Source organism: Photobacterium leiognathi (assembly GCF_030685535.1).
GTDB classification, from domain to species: Bacteria; Pseudomonadota; Gammaproteobacteria; order Enterobacterales; family Vibrionaceae; genus Photobacterium; species Photobacterium leiognathi.
Genome location: NZ_CP131599.1, coordinates 780,811 through 797,397, shown reverse-complemented (window position 1 = coordinate 797,397; position 16,587 = coordinate 780,811). Strand labels below are relative to the sequence as shown.

Annotated in this window: 15 protein-coding genes and 2 pseudogenes; 1 reads left to right on the top strand and 16 read right to left on the bottom strand. The window is 40.0% G+C overall.

Features of this window, described 5'->3' with window-relative positions; genetic code table 11:
* The 15 genes and pseudogenes from Q7674_RS03690 to Q7674_RS03620 all read right to left on the bottom strand — a co-directional run bounded on the left by Q7674_RS03690 (position 1) and on the right by Q7674_RS03620 (position 13,640).
* Complete coding sequence (locus Q7674_RS03690) at positions 1-564, bottom strand: chalcone isomerase family protein (protein ID WP_045062491.1); 564 nt, start codon at positions 562-564, stop codon at positions 1-3.
* On the bottom strand, positions 564-1,115 hold the full coding sequence (locus tag Q7674_RS03685) for a DUF2878 domain-containing protein (RefSeq protein ID WP_045062493.1): 552 nt from the start codon (positions 1,113-1,115) through the stop codon (positions 564-566). Before Q7674_RS03685 ends, Q7674_RS03690 begins: the two co-directional genes overlap by 1 nt.
* Positions 1,103-2,341, bottom strand: coding sequence for an SAM-dependent methyltransferase (locus tag Q7674_RS03680; protein ID WP_045062495.1), 1,239 nt, complete (start codon positions 2,339-2,341; stop codon positions 1,103-1,105). Before Q7674_RS03680 ends, Q7674_RS03685 begins: the two co-directional genes overlap by 13 nt.
* Positions 2,334-3,202, bottom strand: a pseudogene (locus tag Q7674_RS03675) (DUF1365 domain-containing protein). The gene Q7674_RS03680 and the pseudogene Q7674_RS03675 overlap by 8 nt, the downstream one beginning before the upstream one ends.
* Positions 3,202-4,548 carry an NAD(P)/FAD-dependent oxidoreductase gene (locus tag Q7674_RS03670; protein WP_305421715.1) on the bottom strand — a complete coding sequence of 449 codons (1,347 nt, stop codon included), beginning with the start codon at positions 4,546-4,548 and terminating at the stop codon, positions 3,202-3,204. Before Q7674_RS03670 ends, Q7674_RS03675 begins: the two are co-directional and overlap by 1 nt.
* 2 nt (positions 4,549-4,550) lie before the next feature.
* Positions 4,551-5,276, bottom strand: coding sequence for an SDR family NAD(P)-dependent oxidoreductase (locus Q7674_RS03665; protein ID WP_045062499.1), 726 nt, complete (start codon positions 5,274-5,276; stop codon positions 4,551-4,553).
* On the bottom strand, positions 5,273-5,713 hold the full coding sequence (locus tag Q7674_RS03660) for a nuclear transport factor 2 family protein (protein ID WP_008989283.1): 441 nt from the start codon (positions 5,711-5,713) through the stop codon (positions 5,273-5,275). Before Q7674_RS03660 ends, Q7674_RS03665 begins: the two co-directional genes overlap by 4 nt.
* Before the next feature lie 19 nt (positions 5,714-5,732).
* Positions 5,733-7,203, bottom strand: a pseudogene (gene phrB, locus Q7674_RS03655) (deoxyribodipyrimidine photo-lyase).
* Positions 7,204-7,300: 97 nt separating this feature from the next.
* Positions 7,301-8,104, bottom strand: a complete 804-nt coding sequence (locus Q7674_RS03650; RefSeq protein WP_045062503.1) for a MerR family transcriptional regulator — start codon at positions 8,102-8,104, stop codon at positions 7,301-7,303.
* A 23-nt stretch (positions 8,105-8,127) separates the two neighbouring features.
* Positions 8,128-8,343, bottom strand: a complete 216-nt coding sequence (locus Q7674_RS03645; protein WP_008989280.1) for a TIGR02450 family Trp-rich protein — start codon at positions 8,341-8,343, stop codon at positions 8,128-8,130.
* 55 nt (positions 8,344-8,398) lie between these two features.
* Positions 8,399-9,346: a YbgA family protein gene (locus tag Q7674_RS03640; RefSeq protein WP_008989279.1), complete on the bottom strand. Its 948-nt coding sequence runs from the start codon at positions 9,344-9,346 to the stop codon at positions 8,399-8,401.
* A 202-nt stretch (positions 9,347-9,548) separates the two neighbouring features.
* Positions 9,549-10,550 (bottom strand): 23S rRNA (adenine(1618)-N(6))-methyltransferase RlmF, encoded by a 1,002-nt coding sequence (gene rlmF, locus Q7674_RS03635; protein WP_045062558.1) that lies wholly within the window; start codon positions 10,548-10,550, stop codon positions 9,549-9,551.
* Between the two features lie 114 nt (positions 10,551-10,664).
* Entirely contained in the window at positions 10,665-11,480 is an 816-nt protein-coding gene (locus tag Q7674_RS03630; protein ID WP_305421711.1) for a slipin family protein, read from the bottom strand.
* Positions 11,481-11,517: 37 nt separating this feature from the next.
* Positions 11,518-12,939 carry an NfeD family protein gene (locus tag Q7674_RS03625; RefSeq protein ID WP_045062507.1) on the bottom strand — a complete coding sequence of 474 codons (1,422 nt, stop codon included), beginning with the start codon at positions 12,937-12,939 and terminating at the stop codon, positions 11,518-11,520.
* A gap of 143 nt (positions 12,940-13,082) precedes the next feature.
* Entirely contained in the window at positions 13,083-13,640 is a 558-nt protein-coding gene (locus Q7674_RS03620; RefSeq protein WP_045062508.1) for a hypothetical protein, read from the bottom strand.
* A gap of 169 nt (positions 13,641-13,809) precedes the next feature.
* Between Q7674_RS03620 and Q7674_RS03615 the strand changes: the two genes are divergently transcribed.
* Entirely contained in the window at positions 13,810-15,009 is a 1,200-nt protein-coding gene (locus tag Q7674_RS03615; RefSeq protein ID WP_305421706.1) for a transporter substrate-binding domain-containing protein, read from the top strand.
* A gap of 61 nt (positions 15,010-15,070) precedes the next feature.
* Here Q7674_RS03615 and viaA read toward each other — a convergent pair whose 3' ends face one another.
* Positions 15,071-16,528 carry an ATPase RavA stimulator ViaA gene (viaA, locus tag Q7674_RS03610; protein WP_107229557.1) on the bottom strand — a complete coding sequence of 486 codons (1,458 nt, stop codon included), beginning with the start codon at positions 16,526-16,528 and terminating at the stop codon, positions 15,071-15,073.
* Positions 16,529-16,587 lie beyond the last annotated feature (59 nt).

The following is a 16,587-nucleotide window of genomic DNA, read 5'->3' as shown; positions in this document are numbered from 1 at the left end:
TTATTGATTTATAAGTTGTTTACGAAGTTCGGGATAATCAGTTTTAGGTGATAACCAAATAGCGATAAAACTGCGTGTTAACGATTTAGATAATGGCTTACCTAAAGGTTGAGTCCCTTGGTAAAATTGTCCAATGCCATTACGTTGCACAAAGATAAGACGATCACCCTTTTTCACATTTGGCCAAATAGCCGATAAGGTTGTAAGCCAAGGTGTGATTTGTTGTTTGCTATAACCTAAATGTTGCCATTGCTCGTTAGTCGCTTGTAGCAGATCATCTTTATCAATATCTCTTAGATAGCGAATGATTAGCGCTAAATTCGAGTCTAACCCACTGTACTTCCCTGTTGGTGTTTTTAGCTCAGAGTTGTAAATATCCCAAAGCCCCCATGTTAATGTTGCTTGCCCCACAGTTTTCCACTGATACCAAGGATACTGGCTAGTAACACTCTTAATCGCAGACTCTTTGTTTGACGTTTCTGTAATCGTAGGAGCTTGATTTGAAGCTAGCGCAGGTGGAGCCGTTATTACAACGAGACTCAACAGCAGCCATAACGCACGCATTAGTTTGCCCTCTTATTGAATATTGATAATAACCAAAGCATGTAACGTGTTAGCGCTAGCCAAATCAACATTAAGATTAAGCTGGTATCGAATACTGGCAGCGTAAAGAATACGGCTTCTAGCTTCATACCAGACCAATAACTCAACGCACCACCTATACTGCCAGCCACCAGCAACCATTTAGTTGATATGGATGTAATGGTGTCTCGTATGCTCCACACAAAAGTGGTAAAGCCTAACCAAAGCATCATCAACCAAGTTGGAATAAGCCCTATGGTTGTAAAGTCGATGAATAAAGGCGCTCTATTGGGAGCCCCAAATTCAAAGATATTCCACTGTTTAAGCAATGAATCAATAACAATACCGGGAAGCGCAGCCAGTAATGAAAAACGCCACGCTTTAGCTTCAAGAAACCACGTCACAAGCAGGATGAAAAACAGGATGTAGACAAAGCGATATTGCCCCCATACGGCAAGTAACCAGTACAGATTAAATACCATGCCTGCAAGTATGACTTTTAGCTTGTTAGCAAGTGGGTTTACTCTCTCCATTGCGGTCGGCTCGCTACAAATTGAATGGTGCTAATGGTTCGCTCTAAGAATCCACCTTCACAGTAAGCAAAATAGAATCGCCACATACGCATAAACCTTTCATCGTAGCCGTATTTCTCTAATTGTGTGGCATTGGCATCAAACTGATCTCGCCAGTCTTCTAGGGTTTTGGCGTAATCCAGCCCAATGTCTTTAATATCTCGAATTACAAAGTCACTATGCTGGGTTAAGTTATCCAGCAGTACGGTAACAGACGGTAAAAAACCACCAGGGAAGATATGCTTTTGAATGAAATCAACACTGCGGCTGTAACTTGCATAACGTTGATCGGCAATAGTGATCGCTTGAATTGCCATTAATCCATTTGGTTTTAATAACGACTGGCATTTCTCGATATAGGTTTTCAAATACTGCTTACCAACGGCTTCTATCATTTCAATCGAAACCAACTTGTCGTATTGCCCTGTTAAATCACGATAGTCGTCCATTAAGAGCGTTATACGATCAGATAGGCCAGCTTGTTCTACCTGTTGTTTCGCCCACAAATATTGTTGTTCTGAAATAGTAGTGGTAGTAACTCGACAGCCGTAATGTTTCGCTGCGTGAATTGCCATGCCTCCCCAGCCAGTACCGATCTCTAATAAGTGATCATCTGAGGTGAGCTTTAGTTGACGGCATAAACGATCCATCTTGTTCCATTGCGCTTGTTCAAGGCTATCGTGATCGTTGAGATAAATAGCCGATGAATACAACATGCTAGGATCAAGAAAGTGTCGGTAAAGATCGTTACCAAGATCGTAATGAGCAGAAATGTTTTTACGGGCATTCTGTTTATTGTTCTTTCTTAAAAAGTGACTGACTTGGCTTGATAATTTACTCACCCAACCCATTTTCGCTTCTAGCTTATCAAGTGTGGTTAAGTTCTTCGCTAGTACTCGCACTACGTTAGTCAGGTTTGGTGAATCCCACCAGCCTTCAATATATGCTTCACCAGCACCAATACTGCCATCACTTGATAGTCGCTTATAAAATAAAGGATTATGTACCACAATATTGGCTTGCAACGACGCTTGCTTATCACCAAAGAAAACGGTTCCTTCCATTGGATCAGAGACACTTAAACCTGCATTACTTAGCTGATTTAATACCGTGAATAGAAGTTTCCTAGAGGCGTGATCAGAGGCCGAAACTGATGTTGTTGATTGTTGTAATTCGCTTCTAAGCATTATCATTCCCTCGTTTAATTACGTGATCATTACTTGATTGGATTTGATTGTTATTGGCTGTGTTTTTATCTGGGTGATCGTAAATGGGTGCGCCTTTAATAAAGAGCTTTAGCGCTTGCCAATAGATCCGGCTACTACCTTAATCGTCATAATAGGTGTCAGTAGTAGTTGTTTTACTAATGTCTTGGAGCTAAAGCTGTGTTTGCGCATTTGCATGGTGGCATCAAACACTTTTTGATTGCGATTATTTAAATCACTTTGATACTCGCTCGGAGCGGTGCTATCTATATTCTTATTAACAGCCAAATGAACCAGTAAATTGCTATCAGGCTCAGTTAAGCGCCAGCAATATTCTTGCTTAATAGGATTGAACGGTGATACATGAAATGCCTTATCATGGTTATAGGTTTTACCCGTCCAATATTGTGGCGCTGGTACTGCGTAATAATGTCTTTCATTCCAAGGCGTATTACTGACTTCTGCTAATGTGTATTGCCAGTTACCGACCTCATCATGTAAGTAGTAAAGATTAAGCGGACTGAAATACAAGCCACAGTAACGAAGATGACAAAGCATGGTGACATTGCCTTTGAACTGTTTTCCCGTCAGTTCAAAGACTTTATCTTTTACTGCTTGAGCAAGATCTTGATCGCCTGAAACATAATCATCACGACAAAAACGCGCAAAGCTCAATACGGATAAGCCAAAACCCGTTACTCGCTGGCTGAGTTGTGATAATTCAGCTAAGTCGATATAAGTCATAAACATCGAGTAGGTAAAACGATGATCCACAGGGGTAAATCGACGATGCCTAACCCAGCCTTGATAAATCCCGCTATTTAGCTGCTTACCTTGTTCCATCATCCACAACTTCTTATTACGTTTTTAGTCGCAGGTTCGATGCTAGAAGTAAAAGCAACCATGTTGTGATAATCATGTGTCCCACTAGGTAGACTTTGAGTTTTTATCGCCTCTACCACATCAAGCGCACTACGTACCCCATCTTCATGGAATCCGTTATACCAATAAGCGCCACAGAACCATGTTTGATTCACACCATTGATTAAATGGCGCTTCTGTTGGGCAGCAATGCTTTTGTTATTAAACACTGGGTGAGAATACACAAACTTACGTAAGATTTTATCTTCATCAATGGCATGTGTTTGGTTAAGGGTGACGCAGAATGTCTCTGGGGCAAAAATGCCTTGTAAGATATTCATGTTGTAAGTCAATGAAGCTAAGTTTCGCTCTCGCTCATCACGATCTTTAGGTAATGAATAATTCCATGATGCCCATGCCATACGACGTTTAGGCAGCAAAGACGTATCGGTATGTAACACCACTTCGTTTTCTTGGTAATGAATATCAGACAGCACGTAGGCTTCTTCTGAAGTGGCATCTGACAGCATGGCTAATGCCTGATCGCTGTGACAAGCGAAGATCACTTGATCGAATTCTTCTGGTTTGTGATTTGACGTAACAATCACTTTGCCGTTTGTACGTTTTACCGAGCTAACAGGGCTATTTAAACGAATACAATCGCCAATGTGTTGCTGCATTTTACGTACATATTCACGAGAGCCACCGGGGATCACATACCATTGCGGTCGATTAGTAATATCTAACAAACCATGGTTTAAGAAAAATCGTAGGAAGAAACTCAGTGGAAAACTACGCATATCCGACAAAGTAGAAGACCAAATTGCAGCACCCATTGGCAAAATGTAGTTTTCAGCAAAATAGTCACTGAAGTTATGCTGCTCTAAAAACTGACCTAAGGTTTGCTCCATTAACTCGCTATCACCAACAGCTTCTTTCGCCATTTTATTAAACTGGGTGATTTCATATAAAAAACGGTAAAAAACAGGATTGATAAGGTTACGCTTTTGAGCAAAGAGCGAAGACAGTGAATGACCGTTATACTCAAGCCCCGTTTTGTTATTGTGAACACTAAAGCTCATTTCACTTGGCTTGCCCACAATATCAAGCTGCTCTAACAGATTTTCAAAATTAGGATAAGTGCGATCATTAAAGACGATAAATCCCGTATCAATGGCGTACTCACCACTTTTCACAGTGATATCGACAGTTGCGGTATGGTCACCCACATAATCATTTGCTTCGAACACAGTAACATCATGTTCTTTGTGCAAATACCAAGCCGAGGTTAAGCCAGAAATACCGGAACCAATAATGGCTATTTTCATTATTATTTCCCCGTTATTCGTTTAATCACAGCCATCCGAAGTGTGAATGGCAAAAGCGCTATTGTTTTTAGAAAAAGCGTAAAGACGATAGGAAAATGAATTTCCTTTTTCCCTACTTCAATGCCATGTCTTATTTTTTGAGACGCAAATTCAGGCGTCACTAACATGGGCATCGCAAAGTCGTTCTTATCGGTCAGTGGAGTTTTTACAAACCCCGGATTAACTAATGTGACCTTGATATTTTTATGTTGTAAATCCAGAGCTAAGGTTTGCGATATATAACTTATCGCAGCTTTTGAAGCGCCGTAGGCTTCTGCACGCGGTAACGGAATAAAGCTCGCTGATGAACTGATGATCACTATATGCGTTCGTTCTGTGAATCTGTCTTGCAACGCTTCAATACAATGCAAAATCCCAAAAACATTCACGTTGAACACACGTTTAAATAGCGCTGTATCAATTACACCCTCATTAATGTATTCACAGGTACCTGCATTTAGAATGATCAAATCAGGTAATAGCGTTAACTGTGATAGCGCTGTTTTAGTGCTTTCAATGTCAGTTACATCAAACCGTAAACTCTGGATTGATGAATGATGATTTTCTAATTCATTCAACCTTGCTTGGTTTTGCCCACAAGCAATGACATTCCAATCGTTATCTGCATAATCACATGCAAGCTGTTTGCCAATCCCAGAGCTGGCTCCGGTGATCAATACCTGTTTCATGATTGACCTAACCTTGCTTTAATATGGCGGATGATCCGTCCGAACATGGGTAAACCTTCATAAATCATTTCACCCATATCAAAATAATCTCGGTGATAAATGACTTTTTCTTGTTCAAACTTCAGTTGAGTACACCCTTCTAAGCTACGTTCTTTACCGTTTTGTAATCGTGGATGAGAAAAATGCATGGTCCATTGCACAAAGGCTTCATGATCGTCTTCAACGTAACTGTTGATCACAAATCGACAACTGTTGATGTTTTGGTAGAGATTGAAGAAATATGCTTCTAACGCAGTAAAACCTTCAATCTTATGAGCTGGATCTTCAAAAATGACAGAATGATGATAAACGTCCGCAAGCTGTGCTAAATTTTCTTTCCCTAACTGTGCATACACATCAAAAAATTTAATTAATGCTGGATTGTTCACTGCGTCCATTTTTCATTCCTCCACTTATTTATTGATGATTATCCATAACGGCTTTTGCTTGTTTAAAAGCCTCAATCGCCAATAAACGTGCTTCCTTGTGATCTACTATTGGTAATGGGTAATCAAGGGATCCACTACTGTCCCATTGGTGGGGAGTGTGAATATATTTGTCTGGAACTTTTGCAAGCTCCTTTACCCATGTACGAATGAAATCACCTTTTGGATCAAATCGTTGCCCCTGAAGTGTCGGATTGAAAACACGAAAATAAGGTTGTGAATCTGTCCCTGTAGATGCAGCCCACTGCCAACCACCATTGTTGGATGCAAAATCACCATCAATAAGGTGCTGCATAAACCATTGCTCACCTGCTCGCCAGTCACAAAGTAAGTCTTTGGTTAAGAAACTGGCGGTGATCATGCGAAGTCGATTATGCATCCAACCAGTTGCTCTTAGTTGTCGCATCGCAGCATCAACAATCGGAAAACCGGTTTTACCTTCTTGCCAAGCTTTTAATAATGTTGGGTTATCCTGCCAGCACACATACTGGGTGTACTCTTGAAATGGATGGTTTTTACTCAGCTCTGGATAACGATGAAGTAGGTGTACTATAGAACTCACGCCAGATGATCTCGTTTAGCCATGTAAATGCGCCATCTTCTTTATTAACTTCCAAAGCATGGGGAAAATGCTGAAGCAACTGATGAACACATTGCCTTGCCGATAGCGCCCCAATCGCGAGAAATGGTGATAAACAGCTAGTGCCATCAATGGCTGGGAAGTCTCGCTGCTGATGATAATCCTGTGCTTTAGTGACACAAAATGTATCTAATCGCTGTAATATTGCTTCTTCATCGACAGGCCAAAGTACGCTTTCGATGACTGGATAACCTAACGATTGAATATCTGTACTATCAGCAAGCATTGCTGATGTGGTATCACTTAGTACTACTTCTTTGCTTGTGGTGACAGGGTAACTAGGTTCAGCCGAAAAACGTTTTATCCAAGCATTGCGATACGGGGTAAAAACTTTAAATAACTCACCTTCACGATTTAAGATCGTCTCAGGTTCAAGTACATAGTTATCATCAAACAAACTTTGCTTAATGCCTGATTGCGCTAACAAAACTCCAAGCTTTTCATCACGTAATTGTTCATTAAGCGGATATTGCTTATTAACAAACACATGCACCACTCGATGCTGATGACAATACTCTGCAATGGCATCGACAGATTCACTAAAGTCATTGCATTGCATCACTTGTAATGGAATGTTGAGTACTGCAAGTTGCTGTTTTAATACCCGTAAACGACGATGAATAAAGTCTACTTGAATAGCTGCAACATGGTGTTCATGCCACTGCATTGGCGTTGCAACAAAAAGTGCAATAACAGGAAGACCCGTTTCAATAGCATGATTAAGTGCAGTGTTATCTACAGTGCGTAAATCATCACGAAACCAGATAATGACGTGATCTTCATTTACGTTAGCGTTTGTCATTATTTCTCCCTATTTACTTTATGCTCAATCGTTTAGTCTTGTTACATTGTCACTAAGTACGTGAAAAATGTGTCGAAACTAACCACTAACTTAAGTGCTACACCCCAAATTCCCCTTGGTGAATGTTTTTGATACTGCCAATAAACTCACAAGTGATGTCACATTCGCTGATCAAGCTCTCTATTTCCGCTAACTGTTTGTTATCCAGTTTATTTTCACCAACGATATACATGGCTTTGATCTGCTGATCTTGCAGCAATGAAGACAGCCCTGTTAACTTGCCTGAAATATCACAAAGCACCGTTACATAGTTACCGTCATAAGCTAATTTCAATGCTTGTTGCCACACATGATGATTATTAATCGAGGCATAACTCATGACTAAACAAGGTGTATTTTTTTCAGCATTTACTTTGCCAAAAATCGAGACAAAACACTGCACCACCACGGTATTCCAGATGCTCATATGTAGCGCTTTAAGCGGGTTTTCCGTGCGTGAAATATAATCTTCAATCGGCTGTAAAAACTGCTCTTCTAGGGTCTTAAATGGATAGAGCTTTAAAGCTTCACGCAGTCTATTTTCTACTTGCTGCAATTTCCCTTGCTCAATAAAGCTTAAGGTTTCCTCCACCAGCTCTATTTTCTCTACATCAGATTGCTGATGTTCAACCGCTCCTTCTAGTAACGGTTTCACTTTACCGATAGATACCCCTTTATCTAACCACGCAAGAATGTCATGGATCTTGGCAATATCATTGTCGGTATATAATCGGTGCCCTTTTGGCGTTCGTTGTGGCACTAATAAGCCATAACGACGCTGCCATGCACGTAGGGTTACAGAGTTCACCCCTGTTAACTCCGATACTTCACTGATTGAATACAACTTCACTTCAACGTTCACACTTTATCCTTGGATTAAAATCATTATTTCCAGCCTTGGTACCACACCAAGTTATTCTTTAAATCTTGCCAATTTACGTTAAATTCTCGTTTCGACATCACCGCTTCCATAGTGCAGAACAACACTTCACCACTTTCATTGGTTTCGACATCGGTAATGATGAAGTGCTTCTCTTTGTTCTGTGGCTGTGCTGCTGTCCATTTGCTATTCAGCAGCTTTTTCGGACTAAGCCTGTTCATGATGACCTCTATCGACTTGCTAAATTCACCACCATCATTTGCTCTTACAATTGCCTTATAATGAATAACGCAATAGTAGTTTTTCAGGGTATGGTGCTAAGTACGCTTGCTGCGATAAATACTCATCAGGGTTTACTGTAAGATGATGATTAATCAAGGTTAATGGTGCAACAAGTGGTAACAAACCTTCACGATAACGCATGATCACATCACGCAGTTCGGCTTTTTGTTGCTTGTCTAAATCACGTTTAAAGTAACCTTGAATGTGCATTAACACATTAGTGTTGTTTTTACGGCTTGCGCGTTTCTTCAACGCATCCATAAATTGCTGACGATAAGTTAAGAAGAACTCAACCAGATCATCCCATTCGTGGATTTTAGAAACTAGACGCCCTAACTCTCGGTAAGAGGCTTGATGATGTGCCATAAGGCAAAGTTTATAGCGAGAATGGAATTTGATGATTTTGTCACGGGTGATACCACCTTCTACTGAGCGATATAAATCATCAAGAGCATATACGCGGAAAATGAAGTTTTCACGTAATACCGGATCACATAAACGTCCATCTTCTTCGACTGGTAACCACGGCATGGATTCCATTAGTTGCTGAGTATAAATACCAACTGAACCACCCGGTACTGAGTTACCATTTTTTAAATACAATTTCACACGTTCCATGCCGCAAGAAGGTGATTTAGCACATACCACATAGCCACGTAACCACTCAAAGCTAGGAATAATCGCATCAGCAAATGCCTTCATTTTCTCGGTATGATCGATACTGTCATCTTTGCTATCAACAAGACGTACTTCAATACCGTTATCTTGCAATCTAATCACAGGACGAGGAACAGGCATCCCAATCGCCATTTCAGGACAAACAGCTCTAAAATCGAAATACTCGCTTAGATCTTCAGCCACAAAACGATTACGTTTATGTCCACCATCAAAGCGAACTTTTTCACCTAATACACATGCACTAATACCAACAGGAATGCCCATAACGCCTCCAAACTTGTACAACTTCTTAACCTTGTACAATTACTGTAGACAATAATTTAAAGTTGTACAAGATTAAAATTATGTACAACTTCGGATTTTGGACTTGGTGAATAAAAATTGAGAGGTGTATCACACCAAATTACAGGCATAAAAAAAGCGACGATAATAGCCGCTTAATTCAAATATAGTATTTAACTATCAGTTAGTTAGACCAACGTTCTTGACGCCACTCTTGCTGTTGTTCTTCAGTTAAAAACGTCCACGCAACGATGCGAGAAATCTTCTGACCTTGTGACATTTCAATCGTTTTTACATCCACAGCTTTCGCTTTTTGTAGCTGTTGGTAAATTTCAGGCAGGTTTTCTTTTTTAGAAACTAACGTTGTAAACCAGAAACATTGCCCTGCTTTTTCAGCACTTTGTTTGATCATTTTTTGAATAAATGCCGCTTCACCACCCGGACACCAAAGCTCGGCTTTTTGACCACCAAAGTTTAATACGGGCTTAGTTTGCGCATTAAAGTTAGTTTGGCGTGGCTTTTGTTTCTTATTAGCATTAGCTGCCAAATTACGTACTTTACGCTCTGAACCTGCTGTCGCTTCTTCTAACGATGCGTGGAATGGTGGATTACAAAGCGTAAAATCAAACACTTCATCCGCATTGATCATGCCTGTGAAAATGTTATCTGCATTTTTCTGTAAACGTAGTTTGATATTGCCTTTGAGGCTTGGGTTCGCATCAGCGATGAATTTAGCTGATTTAATCGAAATAGGATCAATATCTGCACCAACAAACTGCCAACCATATATACGATGACCAATAATTGGGTACACACAGTTCGCACCAACACCCACATCTAAACCACGGACACCTTTACCTTGTGGGATAGTGTTGTCATTAGATTCAGCCAGTAAATCTGCAATGTAGTGTAAGTAGTCTGCACGACCAGGAATTGGCGGGCATAAGAAACCTGCTGGAATATCCCAGTAATTCACCTTATAGAAATGGCTCAATAAAGCTTTGTTTAGTGCTTTAACTGCTGCAGGATCTGAGAAATTAACAGAAAGATCACCATAAGGATTTTCGCTAACATACTGAGCTAATTCTGGTGTCGATTGAATTAACTTGGCAAAGTCATAACGCTCACGATGTGGGTTACGTGGGTGTAAACCTTTTTTAGGCTGTGCGTTTTTCTTTTGGCTCATCTTTTTGCTACTCGCAGAATGGATCTTATCAGAGCGCAGCATTGTACATGGTTATGCGTCATATACTTAGCATTTAAGGTATTAACTGGCTAAATTACCCACGGTTCATGTCTTTTATTGGTCGCTTTTGCTGTCATTGTGCTTATTTACTTCTTGCTGCACCTTTAATTTCGCCATTTCTACCATATCGTCTCCGCTTAACTTATCAATCAAATTAATCGGTAATGGGAACACTATAGTGGATGTTCGCTCGTTTGCCACTTCCGTCAGGGTTTGGAAATAACGTAACTGAATAGCATTCGGTGATTTGTTTAGCTCTCTGGCGGCTTCTTGCAGTTTAGCGGAAGCTTCAAGCTCATCTGTTGCATGAATAACTTTGGCTCGACGAGAACGCTCGGCTTCGGCTTGTCTTGCTAGCGCTCGTACCATACTATCATCGAGATCAACATGTTTGATTTCCACATTGGCGATTTTAATACCCCAATTATCCGTATGCTGATCTAAGATCCCTTGTAAATCACGGTTTAACTCTTCACGGGCAGACAATAATTCATCAAGCTCATGTTGCCCAAGCACTGAGCGTAAGGTGGTTTGAGATAGCTGGCTTGTTGCTTCTAGATAGTTCTCAACATTGTTGATCGCCATCTTTGGATCAACCACTTTAAAATAGACCACAGCATTAACATGAACTGACACGTTATCTTTAGTGATCAAATCTTGGGTAGGAACATCAAGCACAATGGTACGTAAATCAACACGCACCATTTGTTGAATGATCGGCACAATGATAACTAGACCCGGTCCTTTGACCTCATAAAAACGCCCAAGCAAAAATACCACGGCTCTTTCATATTCCCGCAAAATCTTGAACATGCTGAAGATCAACGCCACCACTAAAACAACGATGATAGCAAGTGAATAAGTGATCATACTTATCTCCTTTAAGCGTATTAAATAGCTCTATAGATTAAGGATCAATTTCAAGCCATAAGCCTCTGACTCCCGTTACTATCACCTTATCTCCCTTATGAAAAACACCTGTACTGGTAGCTTGCCACATTTCACCCGCAACAAAAACATGGTATTTACCCGCTTCATTATCGACATACATCACTGTGGCTTGTTGACCTATTAAGGTATTGATACCTGTAGTGACAGGTCGTTTACGAGATTTAACCAACATGGCAATAATGACAAAGAAAAATAGCGCAGAGACAACGGTAAAGCCAATAATTAACGGTGCTGCAATTTGATAACCGGGTAAATCGGTATCCATTAACATCACCGATCCCAGTGCAAATGAGGCGATGCCACCAAGCCCTAAAATACCGAAACTTGGACTAAAGGCTTCCGCTACCATTAACATGACACCAAGAATAATAAGTGCTAATCCTGCATAGCTGATTGGCAACATTTGCATTGAATACATCGCTAATACAAAGCAAATTCCACCTAATACACCGGGCAAACCAACACCTGGACTATAAAATTCAAGTAGTAAGCCGTACATACCAATTAACATTAAGATGTAAGCAACATTAGGGTTGGTGAGCACTGAGAGTAATTTGAATCGCCAGTCTTGTTCACGCTCAATAAAGCTCACGTTAGTCAATTCAATCGGTGTTTCAACACCATTGAGCTTGACCATTCTGCCGTTGGCTTTCTCTATCACTTGTTCTCGGTTTTGAGCGATAAAATCAATCACGTTTTCTTTTAGTGCGGTCTGTGCATCAATACTGGCAGCCTCTCGTACTGCTTTAATTGCCCATTCAGGATTACGATTGTGTAACTTCGCTAAGCTTTCAATATAAGCCGCAGCATCATTAATGACTTTGCTTTCCATGGCTGATGAACTGTTTGTTTCAGCTGTTGGCGCTTTATCGTTTTCAGCGCTATTTTGCTTCTCTTCGCTGTCTGGTTGTTTATTTTGAGTGTTATCAGAAGTATCGGTTGGCTTTTCTTCATCATTTCCTGACAAAGGATTACTACCTGCTTTACCGCCACCAATAGAAACAGGTGTCGCAGCACCTAAGTTTGTACCATCAGCCATCGTCGCTATATGGCTTGCTAGCAGAATATAAGTTCCGGCACTGGCGGCTCTTGAACCTGCAGGACCAACCCATGTAGCAATGGGTACTGGTGAGACTGTTATCGCCTGAATGATTTGCCTCATCGAGGTATCAAGCCCGCCTGGAGTATCAACCTGCAAGATGATCATCGCTGCATTGTTGTTTTGTGCTTCGCTAATTTCTCGGGTGACATAATCGCTGGTGGCAGGACCAATCCCGCCTTTAATGCCAATCACCCACACCTCTTGTTGTGTTTGAGCAACCACACTAAAACCCAAAAGCATGACGCACATAAATAAGAATCGAATAATCGTTTTCATCGCTTCACCCACCACTGTAATGAATAAAAGCTGAAACTATTAATACTGATACAAAGAACAGTTAACACTTTAACTATACGAGCTATAAGGAGATTTAGTTTTCTTAAAATACAGAAAGAACGATGTGGTTTATCAAGAAAGACTCAATCTTCAAGTTCAAAATCATCCGCTTTCAAAGCAAGAGATAAACAATAAAACCAAAAGATCACAATGCTAGCTTTAAATAAAAGATTCAAAATACCGTGAGAAGAATTAAAGCTGAAAATATAATAAACGAGACCTTTATATTTATCTGAGCTCATAAATAAGCTATCAATTACACTATAAGAAGAAAAACAAACAAACCCCATAGCCCAATCTGATAACTTACTCTCCTCTTTAGTTAAATTATTAATGGTATAACTATCAAGTACATGTAAACGGAACAATAAAATTCCACTTCGAATTATTGGTATACCAACGATCATTAATAATGAGTATGAACCTAAAAACAAGAAAACCTGAAAAATAGGTATAGATAATAAAGCTGAATATGCATCGATAATTGACATATCTCTAGGATCTAAATGATTAGCGACTAACCACAAATCTACATACACAACAAAGCAAAATAGTAAAATTAGGAATTTCATATCAACAACACTTTCAAGTAATGAGGGAAAACTTTTAGCTGTTGATGAAGTAGGTTTACTTTCGTCCATATAAATGTTCTCAATAAATATAATTAATCCAAGTTATCTCCACTTTTTAGTTAATTCATAAGAAAAACACAACTCATTGATAAGCATCACAATCATTAGTATTTATTACCTAAAGCAGCATACAAAGATACGACTTATACTTAATAATAAAAACAATAAGGATAGATCTATGTCCAATAAGACGTTAATGCTATTCCCTCTTTCTACTCATTCTATTTCACGCCTATTGAAGCTGTTTTTGGCGTTAACATGCTTGTGCTATGGGATATCCTCATCATTGGCAGCACAACAAGAAATCACAGAGCAAACAACTGCGAGCCCTCCTCAAACAATACAATCCACAGTAACCAATGAAGGCAATAAAAAGGAGCTGATCATCGGCACTTATTTATGTCCGCCTTTTGTTATGCAAGATCAATTCGGGGAATACACCGGATTAAGTGTCTTACTGTGGCAGCAAATAGCCGAGAAGTTACAGTTACCCTATCGTTTTCAAAATTACCCACTGAAAGAGTTATTACAAGCCGTTGCTAATAAAGAGGTAGATATTGGATTATCTTGCTTGTCGATAACCCCTGAGCGTGAAGAAATCATCGATTTTTCCCATTCTTTTTATGAAACTCACTTGGCTATCGTAGTGAAATCTGCAGGTTATTTTGATACGTTCAAAAGCATTATTACCAACCGACATTTGCTGACGATCATTGGTATTTTCTTCACCGCAGCCGCTTTAGTCGGTGGTTTGTACTATCTGTTAGAACATCGAGTTAACGATAAGCTTTACTCAATGCGCTCTCGCCCTGCACAACTTATTGAAGGCTTTATTCTTGGCTTACTGTTTATCACCAAAGGGCCATTTAATTACTATGAATTTAAAACCTTAACCGGACGAGTTTTAACCGTTTGCCTTGCGGTATTTACCACACTTTTTATTGCCAGTATTACTGCGGTATTAGCCAGCACATTTACCGTTGGTTTGATCAGCAATGACATTAAAAGCCCTCATGATTTAGTCAATGTCAGTACTGGAGCTAAAACAGCATCAACTTCATCTCAATTTCTCACTCGTCATAGTATCGTCCACTTGCAGTATGACACTGTTCCTGACATGCTTGATGCATTAGACAGAGGTGAAATAGACGCTGTTGTTGGTGATGATGCGATTGTGAAATACCGCATAAAAATGGCTAAAGAGAAAGGAAAATACGAAAAACTTAACGTGTTGCCATACCAGTTTGAAAAACAAAACTATGGCATCGCTTTAACTGAAAAAAGCCCGTATGAAGAGTCAATTAACCGTGAGTTATTACAGTTTAGACAAAGCAATGAATGGAGAAACTCATTGTTAGAGTATTTTAAAATCAAGTAGGTAAAAAAGAATCACGCTATATTTCAATCAGTAACCACTTTGAAATATAGCGTTTTAACTTCTAACGAACCTTAAAGAGTTTACCTAATTGGCTTAGTTTTGATGGATGATACGACCAACAATGATCGAACATTTCAAGCAGTTCTGGATTACCATACTTCGACAAATTCACCGCATGAAAACGGTTCTTTTGCGCTTTTAACTTCTCTACGCGCGTCAGCATTTCATCAGGTTGGCTTGGTGCAATAAAGTCAGATAACACCACTAAATCCGCGTTTTTGTATTTACCATCACTCATTAAATCAATGGATTGATCCAGCACAGGGCCCAAATCGGTACCACCGTGGAATGAGTAAGATAAGAAGTTAACCACTTCACTCAAGCCATCTTGCTTGGTCAGCTCGTAAGTGATTTGCTGAGTAGAGAACATGATCACGTAGCAATCGCGATCATCAGCTAACGCAATCTGCATTAAACCATAAGCTAAGGCTTTAGCACAGTTCTCAGGAAAACCCGACATTGAGCCTGATGCATCAATACAAACGATAAATGGTCCTTTATCTTGATCAACACGCTTGGTTTGACGTTTAAAGGCTTTAACCTTACGCAGTTTTCGTTGAGTTCCCTGCATTCGATAGTTCATCAAACGCTTATCGGCTAAGTGTTTATAAAACACCACTTCAAGCTCAGGATACGCTAAGAACATCGCTTCGTTTGGTAGCAGTTTGGCAAGATCATCACTTTCATGAATACCAACAATATCATCAGTGACATTGTCACTAACTTCTTCCACCAGCTTAAATTCTTCAGCTTTTACACGCTCTTTGTTGGGATCATCAACCTCACTCGCCATTCGCCCTAACTTCTCTGCAATGTCTTGTAAGCCGTTATTCTTTTTCAAAAACTTGGCTATTTTCTTCATCACATCAACGTCAGTTTGGGTCAACTTGGCTTTTGCCATATCCCATAAGCGCCCTGCTTTGGTTTCATCACCAGCTTCAGTGACTTCTTCCATTTGCTTCATGGTTTCAATGCGCTGATACATATCTCTCAGCAAGGCTTCTTTACGTTCTTCTATCTCTGACTCTTGTGCTTCAGTTAAGGCGTGAGCAATGTACTCATACCATTTATTACAGAAGAAACGTTGGAACATCGGATTATGTTTTTGATGCTCTTTAGCTACAAGGCTTTTAGCTTTGAAGTAAAAAGAGGATTGCCCTTCGAGCTTTTTAACCAACTCATCAGCATGTTCGATGAAGTAATCTTGATCCCACTTACAGGCTTGATGGTAGAGCTCAATCTCATCATGAAACCGCTCTTCCACTGTCCCTTTTGCAGTTTGCCGGATCATTTGCCCACGCCATTTCATAACTTGGTTTTTCATGGCGGTTTTAATGCCGGGACTTTGCTCTGCTGCCATTAATAATTGCGGTCGAACCATGACCTCATGCACGGCACTGTCAATGATGCCCGACTCAGCGAGCATCAGTGCAAAGTTTAATCCTTCAGAGACTGGCATACGCTATTCTCCTCTTTCCATGCCTAATATCAGCTTGGCTTGTTCTATTGTTTCTAAAC